Origin of the sequence: Massilia sp. GER05 (assembly GCF_052056005.1) — a bacterium.
GTDB lineage: Bacteria > Pseudomonadota > Gammaproteobacteria > Burkholderiales > Burkholderiaceae_D > Telluria > Telluria orientalis.
Map to the genome: position 1 here is coordinate 5869444 of NZ_CP178858.1, position 25213 is coordinate 5894656.

Annotated in this window: 21 protein-coding genes, 2 tRNA genes and 3 pseudogenes; 9 read left to right on the forward strand and 17 right to left on the reverse strand. The window is 65.4% G+C overall.

All coding sequences use genetic code 11. The features are described 5' to 3' along the window. Positions 1-243 precede the first annotated feature (243 nt). The gene (locus tag ACL58G_RS25890; protein ID WP_440963639.1) at positions 244-1242 is read left to right on the forward strand and encodes an SLAC1 anion channel family protein; all 999 of its coding nucleotides are present in this window, start codon (positions 244-246) and stop codon (positions 1240-1242) included. A gap of 107 nt (positions 1243-1349) precedes the next feature. On the opposite strand, the gene ACL58G_RS25895 is transcribed toward ACL58G_RS25890, so the two are convergent. Continuing rightward, complete coding sequence (locus ACL58G_RS25895; RefSeq protein WP_440963640.1) at positions 1350-1931, reverse strand: helix-turn-helix transcriptional regulator; 582 nt, start codon at positions 1929-1931, stop codon at positions 1350-1352. Next, complete coding sequence (locus ACL58G_RS25900) at positions 1813-2250, reverse strand: hypothetical protein (protein WP_440963641.1); 438 nt, start codon at positions 2248-2250, stop codon at positions 1813-1815. Before ACL58G_RS25900 ends, ACL58G_RS25895 begins: the two co-directional genes overlap by 119 nt. A 301-nt stretch (positions 2251-2551) precedes the next feature. Between ACL58G_RS25900 and ACL58G_RS25905 the strand changes: the two genes are divergently transcribed. Beyond that, positions 2552-2641, forward strand: a tRNA-Ser gene (locus ACL58G_RS25905). Positions 2642-2699: 58 nt separating this feature from the next. Here ACL58G_RS25905 and ACL58G_RS25910 read toward each other — a convergent pair. The 4 genes from ACL58G_RS25910 to serS form a co-directional block, all read right to left on the reverse strand. Further along, entirely contained in the window at positions 2700-3695 is a 996-nt protein-coding gene (locus tag ACL58G_RS25910; RefSeq protein WP_440963642.1) for a 2-hydroxyacid dehydrogenase, read from the reverse strand. A gap of 19 nt (positions 3696-3714) precedes the next feature. Then, positions 3715-5067, reverse strand: coding sequence for a glycoside hydrolase family 5 protein (locus ACL58G_RS25915; RefSeq protein WP_440963643.1), 1353 nt, complete (start codon positions 5065-5067; stop codon positions 3715-3717). 327 nt (positions 5068-5394) lie between these two features. Continuing rightward, positions 5395-5484, reverse strand: a tRNA-Ser gene (locus tag ACL58G_RS25920). Positions 5485-5558: 74 nt separating this feature from the next. After that, positions 5559-6854 (reverse strand): serine--tRNA ligase, encoded by a 1296-nt coding sequence (gene serS / locus ACL58G_RS25925; RefSeq protein ID WP_440963644.1) that lies wholly within the window; start codon positions 6852-6854, stop codon positions 5559-5561. A 125-nt stretch (positions 6855-6979) separates the two neighbouring features. Between serS and ACL58G_RS25930 the strand changes: the two genes are divergently transcribed. Continuing rightward, positions 6980-7513, forward strand: a complete 534-nt coding sequence (locus tag ACL58G_RS25930; RefSeq protein ID WP_413387622.1) for a DUF421 domain-containing protein — start codon at positions 6980-6982, stop codon at positions 7511-7513. Here the strand turns inward: ACL58G_RS25930 and ACL58G_RS25935 are convergent, their stop codons facing one another. The 4 genes and pseudogenes from ACL58G_RS25935 to ACL58G_RS25950 all read right to left on the reverse strand — a co-directional run. Next, a complete protein-coding gene (locus ACL58G_RS25935) occupies positions 7514-8821 on the reverse strand; it encodes a replication-associated recombination protein A (RefSeq protein ID WP_413387621.1) in 1308 nt (435 codons plus the stop codon). It lies immediately after the preceding gene. A gap of 76 nt (positions 8822-8897) precedes the next feature. Next, the gene (lolA, locus tag ACL58G_RS25940) at positions 8898-9488 is read right to left on the reverse strand and encodes an outer membrane lipoprotein chaperone LolA (protein ID WP_413389085.1); all 591 of its coding nucleotides are present in this window, start codon (positions 9486-9488) and stop codon (positions 8898-8900) included. 102 nt (positions 9489-9590) lie between these two features. Then, positions 9591-11135 (reverse strand): annotated as a pseudogene (locus ACL58G_RS25945) (DNA translocase FtsK); the annotation flags it as partial. A 465-nt stretch (positions 11136-11600) separates the two neighbouring features. Further along, a pseudogene (locus ACL58G_RS25950) lies at positions 11601-12323 on the reverse strand (DNA translocase FtsK 4TM domain-containing protein); the annotation flags it as partial. Positions 12324-12410: 87 nt separating this feature from the next. On the opposite strand from ACL58G_RS25950, the gene trxB reads away from it, so the two are divergent. From trxB to ACL58G_RS25970, 4 genes are all read left to right on the forward strand, one after another. Next, positions 12411-13364, forward strand: a complete 954-nt coding sequence (gene trxB, locus ACL58G_RS25955; protein WP_413345516.1) for a thioredoxin-disulfide reductase — start codon at positions 12411-12413, stop codon at positions 13362-13364. A 49-nt stretch (positions 13365-13413) separates the two neighbouring features. Next, entirely contained in the window at positions 13414-14079 is a 666-nt protein-coding gene (locus ACL58G_RS25960) for a Smr/MutS family protein (protein WP_413387620.1), read from the forward strand. 179 nt (positions 14080-14258) lie between these two features. Beyond that, positions 14259-16151 carry an ATP-binding protein gene (locus tag ACL58G_RS25965; RefSeq protein WP_440968120.1) on the forward strand — a complete coding sequence of 631 codons (1893 nt, stop codon included), beginning with the start codon at positions 14259-14261 and terminating at the stop codon, positions 16149-16151. Between the two features lie 25 nt (positions 16152-16176). Then, the gene (locus ACL58G_RS25970; protein ID WP_413387617.1) at positions 16177-16782 is read left to right on the forward strand and encodes a trimeric intracellular cation channel family protein; all 606 of its coding nucleotides are present in this window, start codon (positions 16177-16179) and stop codon (positions 16780-16782) included. 17 nt (positions 16783-16799) lie between these two features. On the opposite strand, the gene ACL58G_RS25975 is transcribed toward ACL58G_RS25970, so the two are convergent. From ACL58G_RS25975 to ACL58G_RS25985, 3 genes are all read right to left on the reverse strand, one after another. Then, positions 16800-17662, reverse strand: a protein-coding gene (locus tag ACL58G_RS25975) for an IS5 family transposase (protein ID WP_440968122.1) whose coding sequence is annotated in 2 segments (ribosomal slippage) — positions 16800-17320 and positions 17320-17662 — 864 coding nt in all. Because the reading frame shifts where the segments join, the coding sequence is not laid out codon by codon here. Between the two features lie 169 nt (positions 17663-17831). After that, entirely contained in the window at positions 17832-18170 is a 339-nt protein-coding gene (locus ACL58G_RS25980; RefSeq protein ID WP_036236923.1) for a P-II family nitrogen regulator, read from the reverse strand. Between the two features lie 44 nt (positions 18171-18214). Further along, positions 18215-20269 (reverse strand): NAD(+) synthase, encoded by a 2055-nt coding sequence (locus ACL58G_RS25985; RefSeq protein WP_440963645.1) that lies wholly within the window; start codon positions 20267-20269, stop codon positions 18215-18217. A 27-nt stretch (positions 20270-20296) separates the two neighbouring features. On the opposite strand from ACL58G_RS25985, the gene ACL58G_RS25990 reads away from it, so the two are divergent. Next, on the forward strand, positions 20297-21442 hold the full coding sequence (locus tag ACL58G_RS25990) for a GNAT family N-acetyltransferase (RefSeq protein ID WP_440963646.1): 1146 nt from the start codon (positions 20297-20299) through the stop codon (positions 21440-21442). 42 nt (positions 21443-21484) lie between these two features. Here the strand turns inward: ACL58G_RS25990 and ACL58G_RS25995 are convergent, their stop codons facing one another. Together ACL58G_RS25995 and ACL58G_RS26000 are read right to left on the reverse strand one after the other, a co-directional pair. Then, positions 21485-22450: an IS110 family transposase gene (locus tag ACL58G_RS25995; RefSeq protein WP_413381204.1), complete on the reverse strand. Its 966-nt coding sequence runs from the start codon at positions 22448-22450 to the stop codon at positions 21485-21487. A 234-nt stretch (positions 22451-22684) separates the two neighbouring features. Continuing rightward, positions 22685-22957 (reverse strand): hypothetical protein, encoded by a 273-nt coding sequence (locus ACL58G_RS26000; RefSeq protein ID WP_440963647.1) that lies wholly within the window; start codon positions 22955-22957, stop codon positions 22685-22687. Between the two features lie 81 nt (positions 22958-23038). Between ACL58G_RS26000 and ACL58G_RS26005 the strand changes: the two are divergent. After that, positions 23039-23362: pseudogene (locus tag ACL58G_RS26005) on the forward strand (CbbBc protein); the annotation flags it as partial. A 25-nt stretch (positions 23363-23387) separates the two neighbouring features. Here the strand turns inward: ACL58G_RS26005 and ACL58G_RS26010 are convergent. Beyond that, positions 23388-23975 carry a GNAT family N-acetyltransferase gene (locus ACL58G_RS26010; protein WP_440963648.1) on the reverse strand — a complete coding sequence of 196 codons (588 nt, stop codon included), beginning with the start codon at positions 23973-23975 and terminating at the stop codon, positions 23388-23390. Next, positions 23972-24892 (reverse strand): LysR family transcriptional regulator, encoded by a 921-nt coding sequence (locus ACL58G_RS26015; protein ID WP_440963649.1) that lies wholly within the window; start codon positions 24890-24892, stop codon positions 23972-23974. Before ACL58G_RS26015 ends, ACL58G_RS26010 begins: the two co-directional genes overlap by 4 nt. Positions 24893-25213 lie beyond the last annotated feature (321 nt).

The window sequence follows — 25213 nt, forward strand, 5'->3', positions numbered from 1 at the left end:
TGCTGGTGGGTGACCGGTTGATGACAGTGGATGAGTACAAGTGTAGGGATGTCGCTGCCACGAAAATGCCGTATTGCCGCGCAGCTCGCGCAGTTTCCTTTTCATTCGGACGTCGTCCCGGAATTTTCTGTGGTCCGGCTCAAATCGAGACGATCGGGCAAAACGCTGCCGCATCCGGGCATGGCCGCACGCGCGCCGCGCCTCCAGAATGACCTCCTCAGCACGATCACGAGGAGGCATACCATGCAAGCCGCACGCCCCGCTGCCGCCGCCGCGCCGGCCGTTCCGACCACCCTGGCCTATTTGCCCGTCGGCCTGTTCGGCGCCGTCATGGGCCTCACGGGCCTGGCCGTCGCCTGGCGCCTCGCGCACCAGGCGTTCGGCGTGCCGGCAGCGATCGGCCAGGCCATCGGCGCCCTCGCCATCGGCACCTTCGCCGTGCTGGCCATCGCCTACGGCATCAAGGCCGCCGCCGGATGGTCCACGGTACGCGCCGAGTTCTCCCATCCGGTCGGCGGCAATCTGTTCGGCACGCCCCTCATCAGCCTCCTGTTGCTGCCGTTCCTGCTGGCCGACGTCAGCCTGGGCCTGGCCCGCCTCGCGTGGGTGCTGGGCGCCGTCGGGATGACCGTGTTCGCGTGGGCCATCGTCACCCGCTGGCTGTCCGTGCGCCATACGCCGGCCCAGGTGGCGCCGGCGTGGATCGTGCCGGTCGTCGGCATGCTCGACATCCCGCTGGCCGCGCCCGTGCTGCGCTGGGACGGCCTGCATGGCGTGATGGTGTTCGGCCTCGCCGTCGGCCTGTTCTTCGCGCTGCCGCTGCTGGCGATGCTGCTGTCGCGCCTCATCACGGAAGACCCGCTGCCGCCCGCGCTGCAGCCGTCGCTGCTGATCCTGCTGGCGCCGTTCGCGGTGGGCTATTCGGCGTACACGACGACGTTCGGCCGCGTCGACGCGTTCGCCCAGGGACTCGTCATGATCATGCTGTTCCTGCTGCCGGTGCTGCTGGCGCGCCTCGTGCACCTGCCGGCCTGCTCGCCGTTCCGCGTCGCGTGGTGGGCCGCCAGCTTCCCGCTCGCCGCCTCGGCCGTGACCGCGCTGCGCTACGCGGCGGTGGTAGACAGCCCGGTGATGGATGGCATTGCACTGCTCATCCTCGGCATCGCGATGCTCGTCATCGCCGTGTTTGCGGTGCAGACGCTGGCCGGCATCGTGCGCGGTCGGCTTCGTGAACTGAGTTAGATAGCCTCACACGTCGCCCCCGCGCAGGCGGGGGCCCAATATGCACGTGTTATCGCGATGCACGCAGAACTTGGGTCCCCGCCTCCGCGGAGACGACGGATCAAAAGTTAGATGCTCACAAGGCCGTTCTTCATCGCCATCGCCGCCGCATGCCCGCGCGTCGAGACGTTCAGCTTGGCCATGAAGTTGCGCACATGGACCTTGACCGTCCACGGGCTGATGCCGAGGATGGAGCCAATGGCCTCGTTGGTCTTGCCGACGCAGACCAGCTGCAGGACTTCGCGCTCGCGGGACGACAGCTCGACGTCCCGCGCGCGGACCTTGAGGCGGTAGTGCGTGCGCAGCGCCGTGTGCAGGTGCGGCACGATGAGCTGCGGCAGCCGCATCTTTTCTTCCCCGCCGTCCGGCACGCCCGCGAAGCAAAAGTAACGGGTCGCGCCGCCGTGCAGGTCCTTGACGCCGTGGGCCATCATGTTGCGCATGCCGTGCCGGCGGAACGACGCGAGCCACGCGGCATCCTCCGGCTCGACGAATGCGGCGCGCGCGGCCTCGTCGAAATAGACGGGCGCGTCATCCATCAGCCAGCGGCGGATCACGGGACTCGCGATGCGGCCGCGGCCGCGGCCGTCGACGATGCCGTCGACGAACCCACTCGGAAAGCCGGCATCGACGACGTCCAGCACGGCCACCGGAGCGGCCGAATTCGGGCGTGAGCAGGGCATGAGCCAGCTTGTCCCACTGGTCCGCCGCGCGGGGCGCGTCGAAGAACGCCGCGTCGAACGTGACCGTGTGGCTCGATTGCACGACGACCCGCGATACCGGCGCGCCGCCGGACAGGCGCATCATGTGGGCATGCGCCAGGCGTTCGAGGACGTGCAGCCGCGCGCGCATGAATTCGGCAAACACGACCGCATCGAGTGCGATCCAGCGCTCGCGCACGTGCGGGTACGTCGCGAAGAACCGGTCGAGCTGGGCGCGTTCCAGCGGCTTGCCGCGCTTCCGGCTCAACAAGCCTTCGGTTCCCCCGTCCAGCATCCGCCGCTTCAGCCGCTTGACTTGCCGGACGCTGATGCCCAGCCTTCCCGCCGCGCTCGCCTAATCCAGCTTCCCCTCCAGTACTTGGCCATCACCTGGCTGCGCAACACATCCTTGGCCGTCATCATTATCACTATCCCATCCTCCCCTACGACGAATGCTAGGGGACATTACTACTTTGCGCTAACAAGACACAGAGGCGACGCTTGCGATTCTCTTACCCACCGTCTATAATTCGGCCTCACGCGAAACGACCGCATGATAAAAGTTACCAGGAGAGGTGGCAGAGTGGTCGAATGTACCTGACTCGAAATCAGGCGTACGGGTGACCGTACCGTGGGTTCGAATCCCACCCTCTCCGCCAGGATTCAAAGAAAAGGCTCCCATCGGGAGCCTTTTTCTTTTGGCGGAAGAGCAGGCGCTCAGCCGAGCGGGACGCGGTTCACCAACTCCGTCCCCAGCTCGAACGCCGTCAAACTCTCGATGGTCGTCCGCATGATCTGTCCGATGGCTTCCACCGTGAAAAACGCCTGGTGCCCGGTGACGATCACATTCGGAAACGACACCAGCCGCTGGATGACGTCGTCGGTGATGATCGTCGACGACAGATCCTGGAAGAACAGGCTCGCTTCCTGCTCGTACACGTCGATCGCGAGACCGCCCAGCTGCCCCGTCTTCAGCGCGGCAATCGCGGCCTCCGTGTCGACCAGCCCGCCGCGGCTCGTGTTGACGAGGATGCTGCCCCGCTTCGCCCGCGCCAGCGATGCCGCGTTCACGATGTGGCGTGTCTCTTCCGTCAGCGGGCAGTGCAGCGAGACGACGTCGCTGCAGTCGAGCAGTTCGTCGATGGTGGCGTAGCGCCCGCCCAGCGCCTCGAAGGCGGGCGACGGGTAGCGGTCGTGGCCGACCACCGTGCAGCCGAAGCCGGTCATGATGCGGGCGAAGATCGTGCCGATCTTGCCCGTGCCGATCACGCCCACGATCTTGCCGTGCAGGTCGAAGCCCATCAGGCCGTGCAGGTCGAAGTTGCCGTCGCGCGTGCGGGCGCTCGCGCGGGCGATCTTGCGGTTGACGGCCAGCAGCAGGCCCACCGCGAATTCCGCCACCGAGTGCGGCGAATAGTCCGTCACACGCACGACGGCGATGCCGAGCCGTTCCGCCGCGGCGACGTCGATGTGGTTGTAGCCGGTGGAGCGCGTCGCCACCAGCCGCGTGCCCTGCCGGGCGAGCAGCGCGAGGACCTCTGCGTCGACCGCGTCGTTGACGAAGACGCAGACGGCCGCGCAGCCTGTCGCGAGTGCGGCCGTCGACGGCGTCAGGCGGTCTTCCAGGAAGCGCAGGTCGTGGCCGGCTTCCCGGTTGGCGTCCGACAGCATCGATTTGTCGTACGGACGGGCACTGAAGATGGCGGTTTTCATGACCGCCAGTCTAGCGCAATCAGGGAGCGAGGCCCGCCATCAACGCATCCAGTGTCGCCTGGCCGCGCACCTGGTACGTGCGGCGGTCGAAGATGCTGCCCGACTGGTCGTCCGGTGCCCCGACGTCCCAGAAGAACGGCAGCACGCCGTTGGCGCGGGCCTTCTTGACGACGTAGGTGTGGTAGTAGTTGCGCGACTTGAGGTGCAGCGCCAGCGAGTCGCCCGTCAGGTTCGTGCGACGCTGGGCAGCGAATTCGCCGAGCAGGACCGGAATGCCCTTGTCGACGAACGCCGTCTTCAGGCTCGCGAACTGGGCATCGACGTAGTCTTCCTCGCCCCACGTCGGATTGCGGTCGGTATCCGTCGTCGAGTGGTTGCCCGCGCCCCAGTAATAGGCCTGCTTGCCCCAGGATTCATCCTTGTTCATCAGCGCGAAATTGAACGGCGCGTAGAAGTGGATCTCGGCCATCATCCGGCCGGCGACCTTGTCGGCCGGCAGCGTCGGCATGTATTTCACCAGCAGGTCGATGTTGGTCTCCGGGGCCTGCACGACCAGCACGCGGTAGGCGTTGCGGCCGCCGGTGGAGCGCACGGCGTCGACGAAGGTCTGGTGATAGCTCTGCAGGACGGCGACTGCCGTTTTCAGCGTCGGCACGTCGGTATTCTGCTCGTTGCCCGTCGCCGGTTCGTTGGCGCTGGCGAACATCACGTGGTCGTCGAAATCGCGCAGCGTGGTCGCGATCTGTTCCCAGTATGCCTTCTGCTTGGCATTCACGGCATCCTTCTTGTCGGGTGTGATGTTCTTTTCCAGCCAGCCGCCGTCCCAGTGGATGTTGACCAGAACGTACATATCGTTGTCGACACAATACTGAACAACCTGTTTCACTCGGGCGAGCCAGGTGGCGCTGATCTGGCCCGTCTTCTGGTCCGCGTACTGGTCCCACGCCACGGGCAGGCGGATCGCGTTGAAGCCGGCTTTCTTGACGGTCTGGATGAGTTCGTTCGTGATCAGCGGATTGCCCCAGGCCGTTTCGCCGCCGATGGCTTCCATCGTATTGCCGATGTTGAAACCGATACGGATCGATGCCGCGATCTGCTGGGCGTCGTGCGACATGCCCGACATGTCGGCCGGGATGGGATTCGTGTTGTAGCTCGGGTAGGTGCCTGCGGTCGGTGCGGGCGTGGGTGTCGGCGTGGGTGTCGGCGTGGGCGTCGGCGTCGGCGTCGGCGTCGGCGTCGGCGCCGGTGCAGGCGCCGGTGTGGGCGTCACGGCAACCGGTGCGGTCGCCGGCGATGCGGAACCGCCGCCGCCGCCGCAACCGGCGAGCAATGCCGCGAGCAATGCGGCGGACAGCGTGGACAAGGCTTTCATGGATCTCCCCCAGGTATTTCTAATAAACCTGCAGGGTAGAAAAATCTTATGCCTTGAGGATAGCTATTGGCGGGAAAATGCTAACAATATGCAGATTGTTGAAGGATTTTTGGAGGCTGTGTTAGCGGCGCGGGCTTTGTGGGCTTTGCCCGCTTTGCAGCGCGCGCCCTCGGCGCGCGGGGCCGTCCGCAAGGCGGACGGCAGATGGGCGATTCGGAGAGGGCTGGCCTTGCAAGGCCAGCCCTTCGAATCCCACCGCGCAGGGCGCGCAGGCGCCCTGCTCTCTCCGCCAAAACAAAAAAGGCCCCGGTGGGGCCTTGTTTGTTCTGGCGGAGAGGGTGGGATTCGAACCCACGGTACGGTCACCCGTACGCCTGATTTCGAGTCAGGTACATTCGACCACTCTGCCACCTCTCCTGGTAACCGGTCGCTTGTATTCGCGTGAGGCCGCATTATAGACGGCCTCACGCGAAAACGGAAGGGCTATTTGATCACGCCGCCGGTGCCAGTCGCTCCAGCCCGCCCATGTACGGGCGCAGCACCTCCGGAATCACGACGCTGCCATCCGCCTGCTGGTAATTCTCCAGCACGGCGACGAGCGTGCGGCCCACGGCCAGGCCCGAACCGTTCAGCGTGTGCAGCAGTTCCGGCTTGCCCTTGGCGTTGCGGAAGCGGGCCTGCATGCGGCGGGCCTGGAATTCTTCGCAGTTCGACAGCGACGAGATCTCGCGGTACGTGTTCTGCGCCGGCAGCCACACTTCCAGGTCATAGGTCTTCGCGGCCGAAAAGCCCATGTCGCCCGTGCACAGTTGCATCACGCGGTACGGCAGCCCCAGGTTCTTCAGGATCGTCTCGGCCTGGCCCACCATCTCTTCCAGCGCGTCGTACGACTGTTCCGGATGCGCGATCTGCACGAGCTCGACCTTGTCGAACTGGTGCTGGCGGATCATGCCGCGGGTGTCACGGCCGTAGCTGCCCGCTTCCGAGCGGAAGCACGGGGTGTGCGCCGTCATCTTGATCGGCAGGGTGTCAAGCGCGACGATCTCGTCGCGCACCATGTTGGTCAGCGACACTTCCGACGTCGGGATCAGGTAGAAATTCTCGCCCTCGCCTTCCGCGCCGCCCTTTTTCACCGCGAACAGGTCTTCCTCGAACTTCGGCAGCTGGCCCGTGCCGCGCAGCGAATCGGCGTTGACCATGTACGGGGTGTAGCACTCGGTGTAGCCGTGCTGGCCCGTGTGCGTGTCCAGCATGTATTGCGCCAGCGCGCGGTGCAGGCGGGCGATGCCGCCTTTCATCACGGCGAAGCGCGAGCCCGTCAGCTTGGTCGCGGTGTCGAAATCGAGGCCCAGCGGGCTGCCGACGTCGACGTGGTCCTTCACTTCGAAATCGAAGGCGCGCGGCGTGCCCACCTTGCGGACTTCCACGTTGCCCGACTCGTCCTGGCCCACCGGCGTCGACGGGTGCGGCAGGTTCGGGATCGCGGCCATGAAGTGCGCCAGCTGGTCCTGCACCTGGGCGAGCGCGGTTTCGTTGGCCTTCAGCTCGTCGCCGATGCCGGCCACTTCCGCCATCACGGCGCTCGTGTCCTCGCCCTTGCCTTTCAGCATGCCGATCTGCTTGGACAGCGAGTTGCGCTTGCCCTGCAATTCCTCGGTGCGCGTCTGGATCGCCTTGCGCTCGGCTTCGAGGGCGCTGAAGCCGGCGACGTCGAGCTGGTACTTGCGGCTCGCGAGGCGTGCGGCGACGTTGTCGATGTCTTTGCGGAGGAGTTGAATGTCTATCATTGTCGGGATTGTCGCAGGGTGGGATATCGAAACCGCAATTGTACCAAGTCGTAGGCGGCGCATGTCCTCATCCGCGCGCCGATCTTTTGGGCATGCACGACAGTCCAATGGCCAGGAGGCCGTCCATGGATGTCGACTGGGAATCGCTGTTTACGTTCAGCTTGCCGCCGCTGGAACTGTTCGTGCGCGGCACGCTGACCTATCTTTTCCTGTTCTGCCTGTTCCGCTTCGTCGTGCGGCGCGACGCCGGGGCGCTGGGCCTGTCCGACCTGCTCGTGCTGGTGATCATCGCCGACGCCGCCCAGAACGCCATGGCCGGCGACTACCTCTCCATCGTCGACGGTTTCCTGCTGATCGGCACCATCATCGGCTGGAGCTACGGCCTGAACTGGCTGAGTTACCGCTTTCCCCGCTTCCGCCGCTTCGCGCTGGCGCCGCCGATCTGCATCATCAAGGATGGCGTCAAGCAGGACGCCGCGCTGCGCCGCGAGCTGATCAGCGACGAGGAATTGCGGGCGATGCTGCACGAGCACGAAGTCGAGGACGTCGCCCAGGTCCGCCGCGCCTGGCTGGAGCCGGACGGCCAGTTGACGGTGCTGCGCCGCCGCGGCGCGCGCGACGAAGGCGGCACGGACAGCCAGCCGCGCCGCGGGTTGTAGTCAGTCAGTGCGGGCGTCGTCGTCCAGGCTGCGCAGCCACGCCAGCTTTTCCGCGATCTTCGCCTCGATCCCGCGCGGCACCGGCTGGTACCAGCCCGGCTCCGGCATGCCGTCCGGCAAATAAGTTTCGCCGGCCGCGTACGCATGCGGCTCGTCGTGCGCGTAGCGGTATTCGTGGCCATAGCCCAGTTCCTTCATGAGCTTGGTCGGCGCGTTGCGCAGGTGGACGGGCACTTCGCGCGATTTGTCCTTGCGCACGAACGCCATCGCGGCATTGAACGCGTTGTAGCCGGCATTGCTCTTGGCGGCGATGGCGAGGTAGATGACGGCCTGGCCCAGCGCCAGTTCGCCCTCCGGCGACCCGAGGCGCTCGTAGGTCTCGACCGCATCGTTCGCGAGCTGGATGGCGCGCGGGTCGGCGATGCCGATATCTTCCCACGCCATGCGGACGATGCGCCGTCCCAGGTATTTCGGATCGGCGCCGCCGTCCAGCATGCGGCACAGCCAGTACAGCGCGGCGTCCGGATGCGAGCCGCGCACGGATTTATGCAGCGCGGAGATCTGGTCGTAGAAATTGTCGCCGCCCTTGTCGAAGCGGCGCGCGTTCAGGGTCAGCGCGTTTTCCACGAATTCGCGCGTGATGTGAATCGTCTGCGCGGTCTCCGCCGATGTCTTCGTCTGCTCCAGCAGGTTCAGGAAGCGGCGGGCGTCGCCGTCCGCGTAGCCGATCAGCGTCTGCACGGCGACGTCGTCGAACTGCAGGTGCGCCAGGCCGCCCTGCTGGCGCGCGCGTTCCAGCAACTGGCGCATCTCGTCGTCGTTCAGCGCCTTCAGCACGTACACCTGCGAGCGCGACAGCAGTGCCGAGTTGACTTCGAACGACGGGTTTTCCGTCGTCGCGCCGATCAGCGTGACGAGGCCCGACTCCACGAACGGCAGCAGCGCGTCCTGCTGCGACTTGTTGAAGCGGTGGATCTCGTCGATGAACAGGATCGTGTGGTGGCCGGACGCCAGGTAGTGCTCGGCCTGCTCGATGGCGGCGCGGATGTCCTTCACGCCCGACAGCACCGCGGACAGCGCGATGAATTCGCAGTCGAACGCGTTCGCCGTGAGGCGCGCCAGCGTGGTCTTGCCGACGCCCGGCGGGCCCCACAGGATCATCGAATGCGGCCGGCCCGACTTGAACACGAGGTTCAGCGGCTTGCCCTCGCCCAGCAAATGGCTCTGGCCGATCACCTCGGCGATCGTCTTCGGGCGCAGGCTTTCCGCCAGCGGGGCGGCGGGTTCGGTCTTGAAAAGGTCATCCATGGGCTGCGTTGTTATAGTTCATCCTGCCTATGTATGGCCGGCGCGTTGAAAGCGCAAGTGGCTTACTGCACGGGGTCTACTGATTGACGACCTCCGCGCCTTTCGGCACGTCGAACTTGAACGTTTGCGCGCCGAGCGCCGGGTTGCGCTGGACGTTCGTGAATTTCAGCAGCACGGTCTGGCCGAAGTTGTCCTTCAACTCCATCGCCTGCGGGAAGCCGTCCTTGAGGCCGATGCCGATCTGTTCGAACGTCGTGTCCTTCGATTTCGGCGTCGCGTTCAGCCATTCCAGGCCGTCGTGCGTGCCCGCTTCGGCCAAGGTGAAATTCTTGTCCAGGTCATTGCTGCCGAACAGGATCGCGGCCGGCGAGCTGCCCAGCGCGCCGCCCAGCTTGCGCGTCGTGACCTGGTTCAGGTCCTTGTCGTACAGGTACAGCGTCTCGCCGTCGGCCTGCAGCAGTTGCTCGTACGGCTTCCGGTACGTCCAGATGAATTTGCCGGGGCGCGCGAACACGAAGGTGCCGCTGGACGTCTTGCCGGTCTTGGTCTTCATGACCTGCGTCTGGGTGAATTCGCCGCGTGCGGATTTCGTACCCGACACGAAGGTCTTGAATTGGTCCAGCGCCGTGGCGTGGGCCACGCCGGCGATCAGCAGGGTTGCCGCCATCAGAGTAGTCTTCAGCTTGATGTTCACTTATCGGTTTCCTTTTTTTATATGCTGGCGACGCGGCCGTTCACACGCTGGCTGAACGCGGACGTTTGCGTGACGTCACTCGGCGTTCGTTGCAGGCACCAGGATGTCCCGGTTGCCGTTCGACTGCATCGGCGACACGATGCCGCTTTGCTCCATCTGCTCGAGCAGGCGTGCGGCGCGGTTGTAGCCGATACGCAGGTGGCGCTGCACCAGCGAGATCGACGCCCGGCGGTTCTTCAGCACCACGGCCACGGCCTGGTCGTACATCGCGTCGGACTCGCCGCCGCCTTCGCCGGCCGGCGCGCCGTCGGCACCGCCGCCGCCATCCTCAGCCACGCCGCCTTCGAGGATGCCCTCAATGTAATTCGGTTCGCCCGTGGACTGGAGATGTTTTACAACTCGATGCACTTCGTCGTCCGACACGAACGCGCCGTGCACGCGGATCGGCAGGCCCGTGCCCGGCGGCATGTACAGCATGTCGCCCATGCCCAGCAGCGTTTCCGCGCCCATCTGGTCGAGAATCGTGCGCGAGTCGATCTTGGACGACACCTGGAACGCGATACGCGTCGGGATGTTCGCCTTGATCAGGCCCGTGATGACGTCCACGGACGGACGCTGCGTCGCGAGGATCAGGTGGATGCCGGCCGCGCGCGCCTTCTGGGCGATACGGGCAATCAGCTCCTCGACCTTCTTGCCGACCACCATCATCAAGTCGGCCAGCTCGTCGATGATGATGACGATCGTCGGCAGTTTATCCAGCGGTTCCGGCGCGTCCGGCGTCAGCGAGAACGGATTCGGGATGTGTTCCTCGCGCTTGGCCGCGTCAAGGATCTTGCCGTTGTAGCCGGCCAGGTTGCGCACGCCCAGCTTCGACATCAGTTTATAGCGCCGCTCCATCTCGTTCACGGCCCAGTTCAGGGCGTGGCCGGCCTGGCGCATGTCCGTGACGACCGGCGCCAGCAGGTGCGGAATACCCTCGTACACCGACATCTCCAGCATCTTCGGGTCGATCAGGATCAGGCGCACGTCGGCCGGATCGGCTTTATAGAGCAGCGACAGGATCGTCGCGTTGATGCCGACGGATTTACCGGAACCGGTCGTACCCGCCACCAGCAGGTGCGGCATCTTCGCGAGGTCGGCGACGACCGGCTTGCCGGCGATATCCTTGCCCAGCGCGACCGTGAGGCTCGACGCGCTGTCGCCATAGACTTTCGAGCCGAGGATTTCCGTCAGGCGCACGATCTGGCGCTTCGGATTCGGCAGCTCGAGCGCCATGTAGTTCTTGCCGGGGATCGTCTCGACGACGCGGATCGACGTCAGCGACAGCGAACGCGCCAGGTCGCGCGCCAGGTTGACGATCTGGCTGCCCTTCACGCCCGTCGCCGGCTCGATTTCGTAGCGGGTGACGACCGGGCCCGGATACGCGGCCACGACCTTCGCCTCGACGCCAAAGTCGGACAGCTTCTTCTCGATCAGGCGGCTCGTGAATTCCAGCGTGTCGACGGCGACGGATTCCTGGACGGGCGGCGCCTCGTCCAGCAGCGCCAGCGGCGGCAGCGTGCTGTCGCCGTGGACCTCGAACAGGTGCGACTGGCGCTCCTTTTCGGCGCGTTCCGAGCGCGGCACGCTCGTCATCGCCGGTTCGATCTTGATCGGCGACGGGTTGGGCGCGGATGCCGGCGGCAGCGGCGCCTTTACGGGCGCGGGTGCGCGCGGCGCCTCGTCCGGCTCGTCGAACGACGGTTCCATGGCCACCTGTGCTGGCGCCTCCGCATCGTCGATCTGCGGCTCGGCGCGGGCGCGTGCCAGCTTCGCTTCGCCGCGCGCCTTCACCTTCGCCTTCATCTTCGCGAGGAAGCCCGGCGCCGGCGGCGCGGCGTCCTGTGCCTCGTCGAAGTCGTCGTCGCGCGGCGTTTCGATGCGGACCGGCGAACCGGCGTGTTTTTCCACGTACTTGGCGCGCTCGTGCACGACGACTTCATCGCGCTTGTTCGCGGCCACTTCGCCGTAGCGGCGGTCTTCGCGGTCTTCGTAGCGCAGGCGGAACCAGTCCCAGGTCGTCTCGACGGATTCGCCGATGCGCTCGGCCACCGCGAGCCACGACACCTGGAAATACCAGGAAAAACCGAGGCCGAAGAGCAGCAGCAGGAGCAAGGTCGCGCCCGTGAAACCGAATGCGGTGTGGGCGGAATGGCCGATCAGCTGGCCCAGCACGCCGCCGGCCGCGCGCGGCAGCTCGACTTTCAGCGACCACATGCGCAGGTATTCCAATCCCACACTGCCGGCGAACATCAGCACGAAGCCGATCCAGCGGATCAGGGTCTCGCCCTGGTGCTCGGGCTCCTGTTCCGCTTCCTGGACGATGAACCGGGTGTGCAGCCGCCGATAGCCCTTCCACACGGCGCGCGTAAAGCAGACGCACAGCCACCAGGCGGAAAAGCCGAAGATGAATAACAATAAGTCGGCCAGCCAGGCGCCGGCACGGCCGCCCAGGTTGGCGACGTGGGCGACGGCGTTCTCGTGCGACCAGCCCGGATCGGCCTTGTTATAGCTGAGCAAAATGAGGACGAAATACAACAGCGCGACGGCCGTGGCCAGCCACCGCGCCTCCGACAACAGGCGCACGAGCCGGTTCGGCAGCGGCTGGCGGGGCGGTCGCGGCTTGTGAGTATAGGTCGTGCTCGTCGATGGACTATTCTTGCTCATTGCGGTGTGAAACGGTACTGCCGGGTAACAATTCCCCAAAGATGACCATTCTAAGCGATATAGCGCCGCGATGGCCCCACGATTCATGCTTGTTTGCATCATCGACTATAATCGCGGGTTCGACGCCTCTTGATTCCCGCACTGCCCGGCCCCACTTTCCGGGCATCATCCAATAGAAGAAGTTCACACATGACCACTCGCAAACATGCCAAAGTCCTGATCCTCGGTTCCGGCCCCGCCGGTTACAGCGCTGCCGTGTACGCCGCGCGCGCCAATCTCAGTCCGATGCTGGTGACCGGTGTCGAGCAGGGTGGTCAACTGATGACGACGACCGACGTCGAGAACTGGCCGGGCGACCCGCTGGGCGTGCAAGGTCCGGAACTGATGCAGCGCCTGCTGCAGCACGCCGAGCGCTTCAATACCGAGATCGTGTTCGACCATATCCACACGACCTACCTGAACGAGAAGCCGATCCGGCTGGTAGGCGACTCGCACGAGTTCACGTGCGACGCGCTGATCATCGCGACCGGCGCCTCCGCGCAATACCTCGGCCTGCCCAGCGAACAGGAATTCATGGGCAAGGGCGTGTCCGCCTGCGCCACCTGCGACGGCTTCTTCTACCGCAACCAGGAAGTGGCGGTGATCGGCGGCGGCAACACCGCGGTCGAGGAAGCGCTGTACCTGTCGAACATCGCGACGAAGGTCACGCTGATCCACCGCCGCGACAAGTTCCGCGCCGAGCCGATCCTGGTCGACCGCCTCATGGCCAAGGTCGCAGAAGGCAAGATCGTGTTGGAACTGAACCAGACGCTGGACGAGGTCAAGGGCGACCAGAGCGGCGTGACCGGCCTGCAGCTGAAATCGACGGACGGCGGTTCGACCAAGGAGCTCAAGGTGCACGGCCTGTTCGTGGCGATCGGCCACAAGCCGAACACGGGCATCTTCGAAGGCCAGATCGACATGCACAACGGCTATATCAAGACCCGCGGCGGCAGCGAAGGCATGGCCACCGCGACCAACGTCCCGGGCGTGTTCGCGGCCGGCGACGTGCAGGACCACGTGTACCGCCAGGCGATCACGTCGTCGGGTTCGGGCTGCATGGCCGCGCTGGATGCCCAGCGTTACCTGGAAGCCCTGGAGTAACGCCGGGTTGCCGGGGCAACCCGGCGAATCTAGATGAGGTTTTATGGCGATGAAGGACTTCGCTGAACTGAAATCCCTGCGCGACAAGCTCAAGGAAGACGAAAGGCTGCGCGCCATCGAAAAGGCCGAGCGGGAAAAGCGCGAGCGCATCGCGCGCGAGCACGCCGTCGAATTCCGCACGGCCGTCACGGACGTCGTCAAGATGCCCGAGTCGGACCGCTACGTGTGGCGCCCGATGCACGAATTCGAAACGCGCGGCCAGCCCCTGCCCACGCGTCCCCGCACCCTGGAAGAAGAAACGGCCGCCGTGCTGCGCGAGTCGATGCTGTCCGACCAGTTCGACGTGGACGGCCTCCTCGACGAAGATCCGTCCCTCAGCTGGTCGGCGCCGGGCGTCGGCCCGGACGTGGTGAAAAAGCTGCGCAAGCGCCACTGGCCCGTCGAGGACGAGCTGGACCTGCACGGCCTCACACGCGACCTGGCGCGCCGCCACGTCGACGCCTATCTCCGCAAATCCACCCGGCGCGGCATCCGCTGCGTGCGCATCATCCACGGCGTGGGCTATGGTTCGGCCGGCGGCGAACCGGTCCTGCGCGGCATGGTCCACAGCTGGCTCGTGCAGACGGACGACGTGGTCGCGTTCTGCGTCGCGAACCGGGCCGACGGGGGCAATGGCGCATTGATCGTCCTCCTGCGCCCCGCACTGCTGGATTGAAGTACTCTTTCCCACTGTCAAGTCGTAGAATAAATCCGTTAAACCATGGCCATATTGGCATGTTTTATTGTCAGAAATACGCGCCGATTTGACGAAACGGGTAAGATGCATACGACGTAGTGCCGAGGTGGTGCTGCCAGCATAAGGATGAGCGAGTGAAGTCCAGTAGCCCGGTACCGATGGCAGCGCCGCAGCGGGTCGGCCTGCACAATTGTGCGGACGAGCCGATCCATATCCCCGGCTTCATCCAGCCGCATGGCGCCCTGCTCTTCCTGTCGGACGCCGGGCGCGTCGAAGGCTGGAGCACCAACATCGCCACCGTCATGGACCACGAACCCGCGCTGGGACAACCCTTCGGCACGCTCGGGCTGCCGGGGGCGGTGACTGAACTCATCCAGGAATGCCTGGCCACGATGGAGGACGGCGACGCGCCGGCCACGGTGGCGGCCCTGTCCATCGGCGGGCGCGAATACGACTGCGTCGTGCACGGGCACATGCGGCGCGTGCTCGTCGAATTCGAGATGCGCGAGGCCAGCATGGCGGAAGTGGCCCAGTTCGCGATCAAGGCGCACTCGTCGATCGACCGCCTGCGCCGCCAGCGCAGCATCGACGGCCTGCTGGAGGCCACCGTGCGCCAGATCCGCGAATTCACGGGCTTCGACCGCGTGATGGCCTACCGCTTCCGCGGCGACGATTCGGGCGATGTGGTGGCCGAGGCACGCCGTGACGACCTCGTGCCCTACCTCGGCCAGCGCTACCCGGCCGGCGACATCCCGCCGCAGGCGCGCCGCCTGTACGTGCTGAACACCCTGCGCATGATCGCCGACGTCGGCTACCACGCCGTGCCGCTGCTCGGCGCGGAAGGCGGCGCGCCGCTCGACATGAGCTTCGCCGTGCTGCGCAGCGTGTCGCCGATCCACGTGGAGTATCTGCAGAACATGGGCGTGGGCGCGTCGATGAGCGTGTCGATCGTCATCCACGGCCGCCTGTGGGGCCTGATCGCGTGCCACCACATGGCGCCGAAGCGCGTGCCCTACTCCGTGCGGATGGCGGCCGACGTGCTCGCGCAGGTGATCGCCTCGACCGTGCAAGGCATCGAGGCGCGCGAGGACGCGGAACTGGTCGAGCACGCGGCCAAGGTGCGCACGAGCCTCATCGAATCGCTGCTGCTGGAAGAAGACCCGCTCGAAGCCCTCGTCGAGCATGGCGACGGCCTGCTCGAATCCACGCATGCGCAGGCGCTCGTCGCCTGCCAGTACGGGCGCGTCGTGTGCCGCGGCGTCGACCAGGCGCTGGGGGACGCCATCGTCGCGTCGCTGCCGGCCGAGCCGCACGACACCGTCACCCGAACGTCCGTGAAGGAGTGGCCGGACGCGATCCAGGCCCGGCTCGGCAAATGGGTCGGCATGCTGGGCCACGACCTGCGCGATCCGCTCAACTCGATCAACATGGCCGGCATGGTCCTCGAACGCACGGACGGCGTCGGCAACAAGGGCACGCTGGGCAAGCGCATCCAGTCGTCCAGCAACCGCATGCAGCGCATGATCGGCCAGGTGCTGGACATGAGCCGCATCGACCGCGGCCTCTCGCTCGGCATCGACCTCCAGCCCGTCGACCTGGCGGCCCTCGCCTGCGACATGGTCGAGGAAGCGCGCCTCGCCTATCCGACCATCGTCTACGATTTGCACACCGCCGGGCCGGCGTTCGTGCTGGCGGATGGCGGCCGGCTCGGCCAGGTGATCTCGAACCTGCTGTCCAACGCCCGCCACCACGGCGAACCGAACCAGCCGATTACCATCCGCCTCGCGCCACGGGACGGTCCCGGTCTTGGCCTTGCCGTGCTGGAAATCGCGAACGCGGGCGCGCCGATCCCGGCGGAGACCGAGGCCGCCCTGTTCAACCCGTTCAAGCGCAGCTCGCTGAACAATCCCCGCAACCGCACGGGCATGGGGCTCGGCCTGTACATCGCCCAGCAGATCGTGCGCGAGCACGAGGGCGAGATCGACTACCGCCACGAGGGCGGCAAGGTGATCTTCGCCGTGCGCCTGCCGCTGGCACCGAACGCCAGCTGACGCGGCCCGGGCCCTCTCCTCCCGCATGCACCTCATCACCGTCATTGAAATCGTTGCGATCCTGGTGGGCGCGTTCTCGGGATTCATCGAGGCGCGGAGAAAGCGCATGGACGTGGTGGGGGTGTTCACGGTGGCCTTCATCGCCGCATTCGGCGGCGGTACCCTGCGCGACATCCTGCTGGATAAACGGCCGCTGTTCTGGGTGATCCACCAGGAATACGCGATCCTGATCTTCGTGCTGGCCCTCGTCGCGACGCCGCTGATCCGCACGCTGCGCCAGATCGTGTCGGAACGGCTGATCGTCATCGCCGACGCGGTCGGCCTGGGGCTGTTTTCCGTGGCGGGCGTGTCGTCCGCGCTGGACGCGCACATGCCGCTGTTCATCGCCTCGATGATGGGCGTGATCACGGGGATCTTCGGCGGCGTGATGCGCGACATCGTCTGCAACGAAGTGCCGATGGTGTTCAGGGACGGCAAGCCCTACGCCATCTGCGCGTTCCTCGGCAATTGGATGTTCCTGCTGCTGGGGATGAACGGCTTCCCGCACGATTTCGCGCTGTGGTCCAGCGCGATGTTCATCGTCGTGTTCCGGCTGGTGGCGTGGAGGTTCGATATGCGGGTGGGGCGCTAGGGCGTGTCTGACTGACCTCAGAGCAGCCATAAAACAATTGTCGCCACAAGCACGGCGGTGAAGAAGTTATGGCCGCGTTTATCGTATCGCGTTGCGACGGCGCGGAAGTCTTTTAATCGGTTGATGGCGCGCTCGACGACGTTACGCCCCTTGTACGCTTCAGCGTCGAAGCGCGGTGGCGATCCGCCCCGACGCCCTTTGCGCAGCCGGTTTTTCTGTGCATCGAGTCGTTCCGGGCAAACGCAGCGAATTCCCCGCTGCTGGATCTCTCGCCGATAATGACGCGCGCCATATGCCCGGTCGACACGTAGGCACGTCGGGCGTTTGCGCGGACGCCCTCGTCCCGATCGGGGCACGGAGATGGCATCAAGGACGGTGCCGATGTTCGCCGCGTCGCTGCATTGCCCGGCTGTGACTACGAAAGATAAAGGCAAGCCATGCCCGTCTACGCAGAGATGGATTTTGCTGGTGAGGCCACCACGCGAATGTCCCAGCCACTCGTCAGTTACATCCCCCTTTTTTCTGACGAAGGAAGCGTCTTCCGGGCGCCGGCCGCACTTCGTTGCGCCTTCACATGGGTCGCGTCAAGCGCAGCGCCATCCCAGTCGATGCGGCCAAACGCATCCGCTGCCGCTTGCATGATCTTGAGAAGGCGGTGCCATGTACCGTTGCGCGACCAGCGCACAAACCTGTCGTAGCAGGTCTGCCAGGGACCGTAGCGAGGCGGAATGTCGCGCCAGGGCGCGCCAGTTCGCAATCGCCACAAGATCCCGTTGATCACATGTCGATGCCCGACATACGCATGACCGTGACGTGGATTGGGCGGCAAATGTGGCTCCAGCTGCCGCCATTGCTGTTCAGTTAGATCAGTTCGGCTCATCGCCATCTGACCAACCAAACAAAATTTCGTTCACTCAGTCAGACAGACCCTAGTGCGTCCTTCCCGCGCAGGCGGGAATCCATGCTGAGCCTCAGAATACGCCCAACGCTGCATGACTGTATCGATTGCCGGAGCTTCAGTATGGGTCCCCGCCTTCGCGGGGACGACGTTATACGGCGTCCGGCCCCGTCTCGCCCGTACGGATACGAATCACCTGCTCCACTTCCTGCACGAAGATCTTGCCGTCGCCGATCTTGCCGGTACGCGCGGCCTTGATGATCGCATCCACGACCTGCTCGGTCAGCGCATCGTCGACCACCACTTCGATCTTCACCTTGGGCAGGAAGTCGACCACGTATTCGGCGCCGCGGTACAGTTCCGTGTGGCCTTTCTGGCGGCCGAAGCCCTTCACTTCCGTGACGGTCAGGCCGGTGACGTTCACTTCGGCCAGCGCCTCGCGCACTTCGTCCAGTTTGAACGGCTTGATCACGCAGGTAATCTGTTTCATGTTTATCTCCTAAAAATTTCCCGGGATTATCGCATGGTGCCCGGTCAGTCCGGAATCCTCGCCAGCTGGTCCATCCACACGGTTGCTTCCGAGTCGCTCGGCGCGCGCCAGTCGCCGCGCGGGGACAGCGAGCCGCCGTTGCCGACCTTCGGCCCGTTCGGCACGCACGAGCGCTTGAACTGGCTCGTCTTGAAGAAGCGCCACAGGAAGATGCCGAGGTTTTTCTTGATCGCGGCGAGGTCGTACTGGTTGCGCGCCGGGCTGCCGCCTTCCGGCCACGGACCGGCCGCGCGATCCTGCCACGCGCTCCACGACAGGAACGCGACCTTCGCCGGGCCGAAGCCGTAGCGCAGCGTGTAGTACAGGTTGAAATCCTGCAGCTCGTACGGACCGATGAAGTCTTCCGTCACCTGCGCCGGCTTGTTCGCCTCCCCCACCTTACCCGGGACCAGCTCCGGCGAGATCTCCGTCTCCAGCACGTTGATCAGGACGTCGGAGCCCGTGTCGCCGATCTGCTTCGTATCGGCGACCCAGCGCACGAGGTGGGAAATGAGCGTCTTGGGCACGCTCGCGTTGACGTTGTAGTGCGACATGTGGTCGCCCACGCCATACGTGCACCAGCCCAGCGCCAGCTCGGACAAATCGCCCGTGCCGATCACGATCGCATGATGGTGGTTCGCGAGACGGAACAGGTGACTGGTGCGCTCGCCCGCCTGCACGTTCTCGAACGTGACGTCGTACTGTTCCGCGCCTTCCGCATACGGGTGGCCGAGGTCCTTCAGCATCTGGATGCAGCTGGGGCGGATGTCGATCTCGTGCGCCGTGCAGCCCACGACGCGCATCAGTTCGCGCGCCTGGCGCAGCGTGCGTTCGCTCGTCGCGAAGCCGGGCATCGTGTACGCGAGGATGTTCGTGCGGGGAAGCCCCAGCTTGTCCAGCGCCTTGGCGCAGACGAGCAGCGCGTGTGTCGAATCCAGGCCACCGGAAATACCGATGACGACCTTCTCGTGCCCGGACGACTGCAGCCGCTGCACGAGCGCCTGCACCTGGATGTTGTAGACCTCCGTGCAGCGCTCGTCGCGGCGGCGGCCGTCGGCCGGCACGTACGGGAAGCGCTCGACGAGGCGGGCCAGCGGCAGGTCCCGGTCGACTGGCAGCGGCACGGCGAATTTCTGTACGCGGAATTTTTCGACCTCATGCGCGTGGCGGCGCACCGATTGCGCGAACGTCGTCGTGTGCATGCGGTCGACCGACAGGCGTTCCAGGTCGACGTCGCCGAAGATGATGTGCGAATCGGCCAGGAAGCGCCCCGACTCGGCCAGCTTGTCGCCCTTTTCGTAGATCAGCGACTGGCCGTCCCACGCCATGTCCGTCGTCGATTCGCCGCGGCCCGCCGATGTGTACAGGTACGCGGCCAGGCAGCGCGCCGACTGCTGCGACACGAGCTGGTGCCGGTAGCCGCTCTTCCCGACGACGACGTTCGACGCCGACAGGTTCACCAGCACCGTCGCGCCGGCCAGCGCGGCGTACGAGGACGGCGGGACCGGCACCCACACGTCTTCGCAGATCTCGACATGGAAGCGGAACAGCGGTTGATTCTCGAGCTCGAAGATCTGTTCGGGACCGAACGGCACGTCCTGGCCCAGCAAGGTGATCCGGTCGACGGCCGCGTTGTCCGCGGGACTGAACTGCCGACTTTCATAAAATTCGCCATAATTGGGCAGGTAGCTTTTCGGGACCACACCCAGGATGCGGCCACCCGCGACGACCACGGCACAGTTGAACAGCACGTGGTTGACGCGCAGCGGCGCGCCGACGACGAGGGCCAGCGGCAGAGTGCTCGACGCGGCGACCACCTCGGCCAGCGCGTCCAGCACGGCGTCGAGCAGCGCGCGCTGGTGGAACAGGTCGTCGCACGTGTAGGCCGACAGCCCCAGTTCGGGGAACGCGGCCAGCACGGCGCCATTCTCGGCGACTTCACGCGCAAGGCGGATCGTTTCCTGCGCATTGAACGCCGGGTCGGCAACCTTGCAACGCGGGCTGGCGACGGCCACGCGCGCGAAATCATGGGAATACAGGTTGAAGAATCGCTTATCCATAGGTCTCAACAGCTCACGGAAGTCATCTTGAATTATCGCACGCATATCGTTTCTTCTCTGTCCGAGATCGGGCAGGCGGACTGGGATGCCCTCGTGGCCCTGCAGCAGGATCCGAACCCGTTCCTGTCCTTTGCCTTCCTGCACGCACTGCACGAATCCGGCAGCGCCACGCCGGAGACGGGCTGGCAGCCGCAATACATCGCCCTGTACGACGCGGATGAGCAGCTGGTCGCCGCACTCCCCCTGTACGTGAAAGGCCATTCGTACGGCGAATACGTGTTCGACTGGGCCTGGGCCAACGCCTACCAGGAGCATGGGCTCGACTATTACCCGAAGCTGCTGTCCGCGATCCCGTTCACGCCCGTGAGCGGCCCGCGCCTGCTCGCGCGCGATGCGCCCGCGCGGGCGGCCCTCGTCGACGTGCTCGTGAAAACGCAGAAGGCGACGGACGTGTCGTCCACGCACGTGCTGTTCCCGCCGGACGAGCAGGCGAAGCAGCTGGCGGACGCCGGCTTCCTGCTGCGCAGCGGCGTGCAGTTCCACTGGATGAATGCGGGCTACGCCACGTTCGACGAGTTCCTCGCCACGCTCGAACAGAAGAAGCGCAAGAACATCCGCGCCGAGCGGCGCAAGGTGCGCGAGGCGGGCGTGACGTTGCGCCGGGTGCGCGGTCCGGCCATCACGGACGAGGAATGGCGGTTCTTCGCGCGCTGCTACCGCAACACCTATTCCGAACACTTCTCGAAGCCCTATTTGAACCTGGACTTCTTCCGCCGCATCGGCAAGACGATGCCGGACAACCTGCTGCTCGTGATCGCGGAACGGGACGGCCACCCGATCGCGGCATCGCTCGTCGTGCACGACAAGACCACCTTGTACGGCCGCTACTGGGGGGCGCTGGAACACGTGCCCTGCCTGCACTTCGAGACGGCCTATTACCAGCCGCTGGAATTCTGCATCGAACAGGGCATCCAGGTGTTCGAAGGCGGCGCGCAGGGCGAGCACAAGATGGCGCGCGGGTTCCTGCCGACGCGGACGTGGTCCGCGCACTGGCTCGCGCACCCGTCGTTCCTTGACGCCGTCGCGCGCTTCCTGGAACGGGAGGCCGGCGGCATCGACGATTACATCGATGAACTCAACGACCGGAGCCCGTTCCGGACCGAAGCGCGTTAGAAGACGCGAACGTTGACGTTGCCGTAGATACTGTTATCCCGGTCAAGCGGCGTGCAGGTCTGGATTGAACTTTTGTCCGGACTTCAGCACGCCGAAGGCGACATGAAGCAGCTTTCTCATCATGGCGACGATAATGACCATGGGCTTTTTTCCAGCGCTGGACAGACGAGCGAGGAAGCGCTTTCCCCAGTTCGTTCGATACAACGTGACCATAGCCGGCATGTACAAGCCTTTCCGGATCAGATTGTGACCGACCCTGGAGATGCGTGTCTTTCCTTGAACGCTGCTGCCTGACTCATGATGCCGCGGATCGAGCCCGGCATAGGCAGTCACCTGTCGGGCGTTCGCGAACCGGCCTGGAGCGAGCGAAAAAGCCAGCAGCAATGCGATCGTACGTTCACCGACGCCAGGAATGCTGTCCAGCAGCGCTTTCCGATCCTTCAAATCGGGATCGCTGTCGATGTGATCGCGAATTTTCTTGCTGAGATGCGCGATTTCCTCGTCAAGCCAGACGATATGGGATGTAATGCCGTCCTTGACGGCTTCACGCGCCACTTCGAGACGATTACTTTCCTGAGTCCGGATCTCCTGAAGAGCGTCCAGGCGCAGCACCATGGCCCGTAACTCTTGTTCTTGCAAAGACGGGGCCTTCCACGGTTCCGGCCGACTCTCCTTGCAGAAATCAGCGATCAACTTCGCGTCGACCTTGTCAGTCTTGGTCCTGACAAGACGCGACGCACCAAACGCTTTGATCTGCACCGGATTGACGATACTGACCACGTACTGATGGTTCGCCAGATACTCGGCGACGGCTTCCCAGTACACCCCGGTAGCCTCCATGCAGACGTGAAGCTGGGGCACGTCAAAGCTGCAAATCCATTGTTGTAACTCTTTAAATCCGTTGGGCGTATTGTCGAAAACCTTATGCTTGTGCTTGCCGTCCGGTTGGCGCAGCGCGCAGTCGAGCTTTTTCTTGGCAACGTCAATTCCCAGGTACCACTCTTGCATAGATATCCTCTTCTGATCCACCTTGCGAAATACGGGCTCACGGCTAGCCGGGCCAAAGATACTGTCCGATCTTCGAACGAGGGAGAGCAGCTGGTGCGAAATCTACGAAACTGGCTCGTGCCAAAGGGTGGGCTCGGCATCCAGCTGCTCAGAACCTGAGGTGCCCCTCAGGTAAGCAAATTGCTCAGAAGGATAATACAAGGGTGGGCTCCCCGTGCCCACCAAGCCGACGCATCATGTCACTGTTCGAGGACACCGCGCCGGCGCCACGCCCTCGCCCGGCGCCCGTCCCGCAAGCAGCGGCTGCAACGTCTGCGTCGCGCGGCTGCACGAATCCGATCCCCACGCGGCACCTGCTTCCGCGACCGCGCGTGCGTTCCCGGCCAGCAGCCGGCGCCGCGTCGCATCGTCCGGCTTCCAGTAGCCCTTCTCGATCGCGGACAGCATGCGGTCCGTGACGGCCTGCCACGCGCGCAGGCTCCCCGCCTGCGCGATGCGCTCGCGCACGTCGAAGCCGTGGCGGTCGGCGACCTACGTGTCGTACATGCGCTGCCACGTGCCGCCGTCGACGACTTCCGGCGCCGTCACACCATCTACGGCCTCGACGACCGCTACCGCGGCGTGTTCGGCATGCGCCGCGTCGTGTTCATCCACCGCGACGATCTCGCGATGCCGGGACTGGAGGCGGGCGACAAGGTCGACTTCGCGAGCGTGTGGAGCGACGGCATCGAACGCCGCGCGGACGGCTTCCTGCTCGTCGAATACGACATCCCGCGCGGCTGCGTCGGCGCCTGCTATCCGGAGACGAATCCCCTCGTGCCGCTGGACAGCGTGGCCGTGGGCGCGGGCACGCCGACGTCGAAGTCGATACCTGTGCCGCTGCATCCGGCGGACCAGGCCCGCGGCACATGAACTGTCGCCCCCCAATTTGCACGCGCTATCGCGAAGCTGGCGAACCTTGGGTTCCCGCCTTCGCGGGAACGACGTGTCGATGGCATGACGCCGTCCCCAGCTTGACCAGCGCCGCGGGGATGTGTGCGGCCGGCAGCATAAAACGCGCATACGGTACGCCGCGGTTGGGCGGCAGGTCGTGCTCGCGCAGAAAGCCGATGGATTCGTACAGCCGCAGCGCCGTCGCCATGATCGGACTCGTATGCAGTCCCACGGCCGGCGCGTCCGTACGCCGCGCCCGTTCGAGCGTGGCCGCGACGAGCGCGCGGCCGATGCCGCCGCCGCGCGCCGCCGGGTCGACGACCAGCATGCGGATCACCGACCAGTTGTCCGGATAGATCGCGCTGCGCGGCCGTCCCGGCCCCACATGCACGACGGCCCCCGCGACAACGCCGCCACGCTCGGCCACGAGCAGGTCGCCGTCCGCGGTCAGGTCGGCCATGCGGCCGATGCCCGCGCTGAACGTGGGCCAGTCGTCGTAGTCGCCCGCGTATTGCGCGAACGCGGCCAGCGCGACGGCGTTGACCGCGGCGTGGTCGGTCTCGACGTAGCCGCGGATCGTCGTCGCGTTCATGCCGCCTCCCCCATGTCGCCGTTGTGCCACCACAGCTTCGGATTGTTGTCGGCCAGGTCGCGCAGCAGGTCCCACACGACTTTCACGCGGCGCAGCCGGTACAGGTCCGTCGGTGCCGCGAGCCAGAACGAGCGCTCGGCATAAAAGCCCGGCAGCACGGGCACGAGGCGGCCGTCGTCCGGCACCGCGTACGGCGGCGCCATCATGAGGCCCATGCCCAGCGATGCCGCCTCGATCTGCGCCGTCATGCCCGAGCAGCACAGCCGGCGGCGCGGCGTGAATCCGAGCTCGTTCAGGTACGACAGCTCGCGGCTCGCGAGGCGGTCCTGCACGTAGTCGACGAAGTCGTGGCGCTCCAGGTCCGCGTGCGTGCGGATCGGCGGGTGCTTCGCCAGGTAGGTCGGCGCCGCGTACAAATAAAATCGAAAGGAGGCGAGACGGGTGACCATGTACCGCCCCGTCGACGGCGGGTCGAGCATCACGCCCAGGTCGGCCTCGCGGTTGGCGAGGTTGGCGAAGCGCGGCAGCGCCAGCAGGTCGATCGACAGATCCGGATGATCCTCGAACAGCTTCACGAGCAGCGGCGCGACGACCCGCGTGCCGAACACCTCGGGCACGCCCAGCCGCACGACGCCGGCCGCCGCGACCTCCGCGCCGCCCAGCTGCTCGGTGGCCGCGAGCGCCGCGCCTTCCATCGCTTCGGCGTGCGGCAGCAGCGCCTGGCCCATCTCCGTCAGCTCGTAGCCCTCGCGCGAACGGTCGAACAGCGTGGTGCCCAGTTGCTGCTCGAGGCGGTCGATGCGGCGCGCCACCGTCGTGTGCTCCACGTCCAGGCGGCGCGACGCCCCGGACAGGGTGCCGGCGCGCGCCAGCTCCAGGAAAAACCGCAGGTCCGTCCATTCCGGCAGGCTGTGCATGTCCGTCTCCCCCATTCTCCGACCCGCCACGCATGGGATCGCCATTCGCTGCGGCTTTTTCGGGAACCGTTGTTTGATATCAAGGTGACATATTGTGCACCAGTGCACATTGCCGCTGCAACGTTTTCGGAACAGCGCTTGCGTATGCACAGCAAACCCGCTTTCCGGACGTCGCGACACGCCGCGCCCTCTGGCGCCGCCCCTCACGGGACGTCCCGCGGCGTTGTGCATAAATGCACACCCTGTGGGCGCGGCGTTGTCTTTTCAGCCAAATTCATCCGAGGCACACTGTGATGCATGCGAAGACTGAACGCATGACAC

What these genes read in the sequence shown, in the direction of transcription:
- ACL58G_RS25890 (WP_440963639.1), top strand. Translation starts at nt 244, where the DNA reads ATGCAAGCCGCACGCCCCGCTGCCGCCGCCGCGCCGGCCGTTCCGACC.
- ACL58G_RS25910 (WP_440963642.1), bottom strand. Translation starts at nt 3,695, where the DNA reads ATGAAAACCGCCATCTTCAGTGCCCGTCCGTACGACAAATCGATGCTG.
- ACL58G_RS25915 (WP_440963643.1), bottom strand. Translation starts at nt 5,067, where the DNA reads ATGAAAGCCTTGTCCACGCTGTCCGCCGCATTGCTCGCGGCATTGCTC.
- serS (WP_440963644.1), bottom strand. Translation starts at nt 6,854, where the DNA reads ATGATAGACATTCAACTCCTCCGCAAAGACATCGACAACGTCGCCGCA.
- ACL58G_RS25930 (WP_413387622.1), top strand. Translation starts at nt 6,980, where the DNA reads ATGGATGTCGACTGGGAATCGCTGTTTACGTTCAGCTTGCCGCCGCTG.
- ACL58G_RS25935 (WP_413387621.1), bottom strand. Translation starts at nt 8,821, where the DNA reads ATGGATGACCTTTTCAAGACCGAACCCGCCGCCCCGCTGGCGGAAAGC.
- lolA (WP_413389085.1), bottom strand. Translation starts at nt 9,488, where the DNA reads ATGGCGGCAACCCTGCTGATCGCCGGCGTGGCCCACGCCACGGCGCTG.
- trxB (WP_413345516.1), top strand. Translation starts at nt 12,411, where the DNA reads ATGACCACTCGCAAACATGCCAAAGTCCTGATCCTCGGTTCCGGCCCC.
- ACL58G_RS25960 (WP_413387620.1), top strand. Translation starts at nt 13,414, where the DNA reads ATGAAGGACTTCGCTGAACTGAAATCCCTGCGCGACAAGCTCAAGGAA.
- ACL58G_RS25965 (WP_440968120.1), top strand. Translation starts at nt 14,259, where the DNA reads ATGGCAGCGCCGCAGCGGGTCGGCCTGCACAATTGTGCGGACGAGCCG.
- ACL58G_RS25970 (WP_413387617.1), top strand. Translation starts at nt 16,177, where the DNA reads ATGCACCTCATCACCGTCATTGAAATCGTTGCGATCCTGGTGGGCGCG.
- ACL58G_RS25980 (WP_036236923.1), bottom strand. Translation starts at nt 18,170, where the DNA reads ATGAAACAGATTACCTGCGTGATCAAGCCGTTCAAACTGGACGAAGTG.
- ACL58G_RS25985 (WP_440963645.1), bottom strand. Translation starts at nt 20,269, where the DNA reads ATGGATAAGCGATTCTTCAACCTGTATTCCCATGATTTCGCGCGCGTG.
- ACL58G_RS25995 (WP_413381204.1), bottom strand. Translation starts at nt 22,450, where the DNA reads ATGCAAGAGTGGTACCTGGGAATTGACGTTGCCAAGAAAAAGCTCGAC.
- ACL58G_RS26010 (WP_440963648.1), bottom strand. Translation starts at nt 23,975, where the DNA reads ATGAACGCGACGACGATCCGCGGCTACGTCGAGACCGACCACGCCGCG.
- ACL58G_RS26015 (WP_440963649.1), bottom strand. Translation starts at nt 24,892, where the DNA reads ATGCACAGCCTGCCGGAATGGACGGACCTGCGGTTTTTCCTGGAGCTG.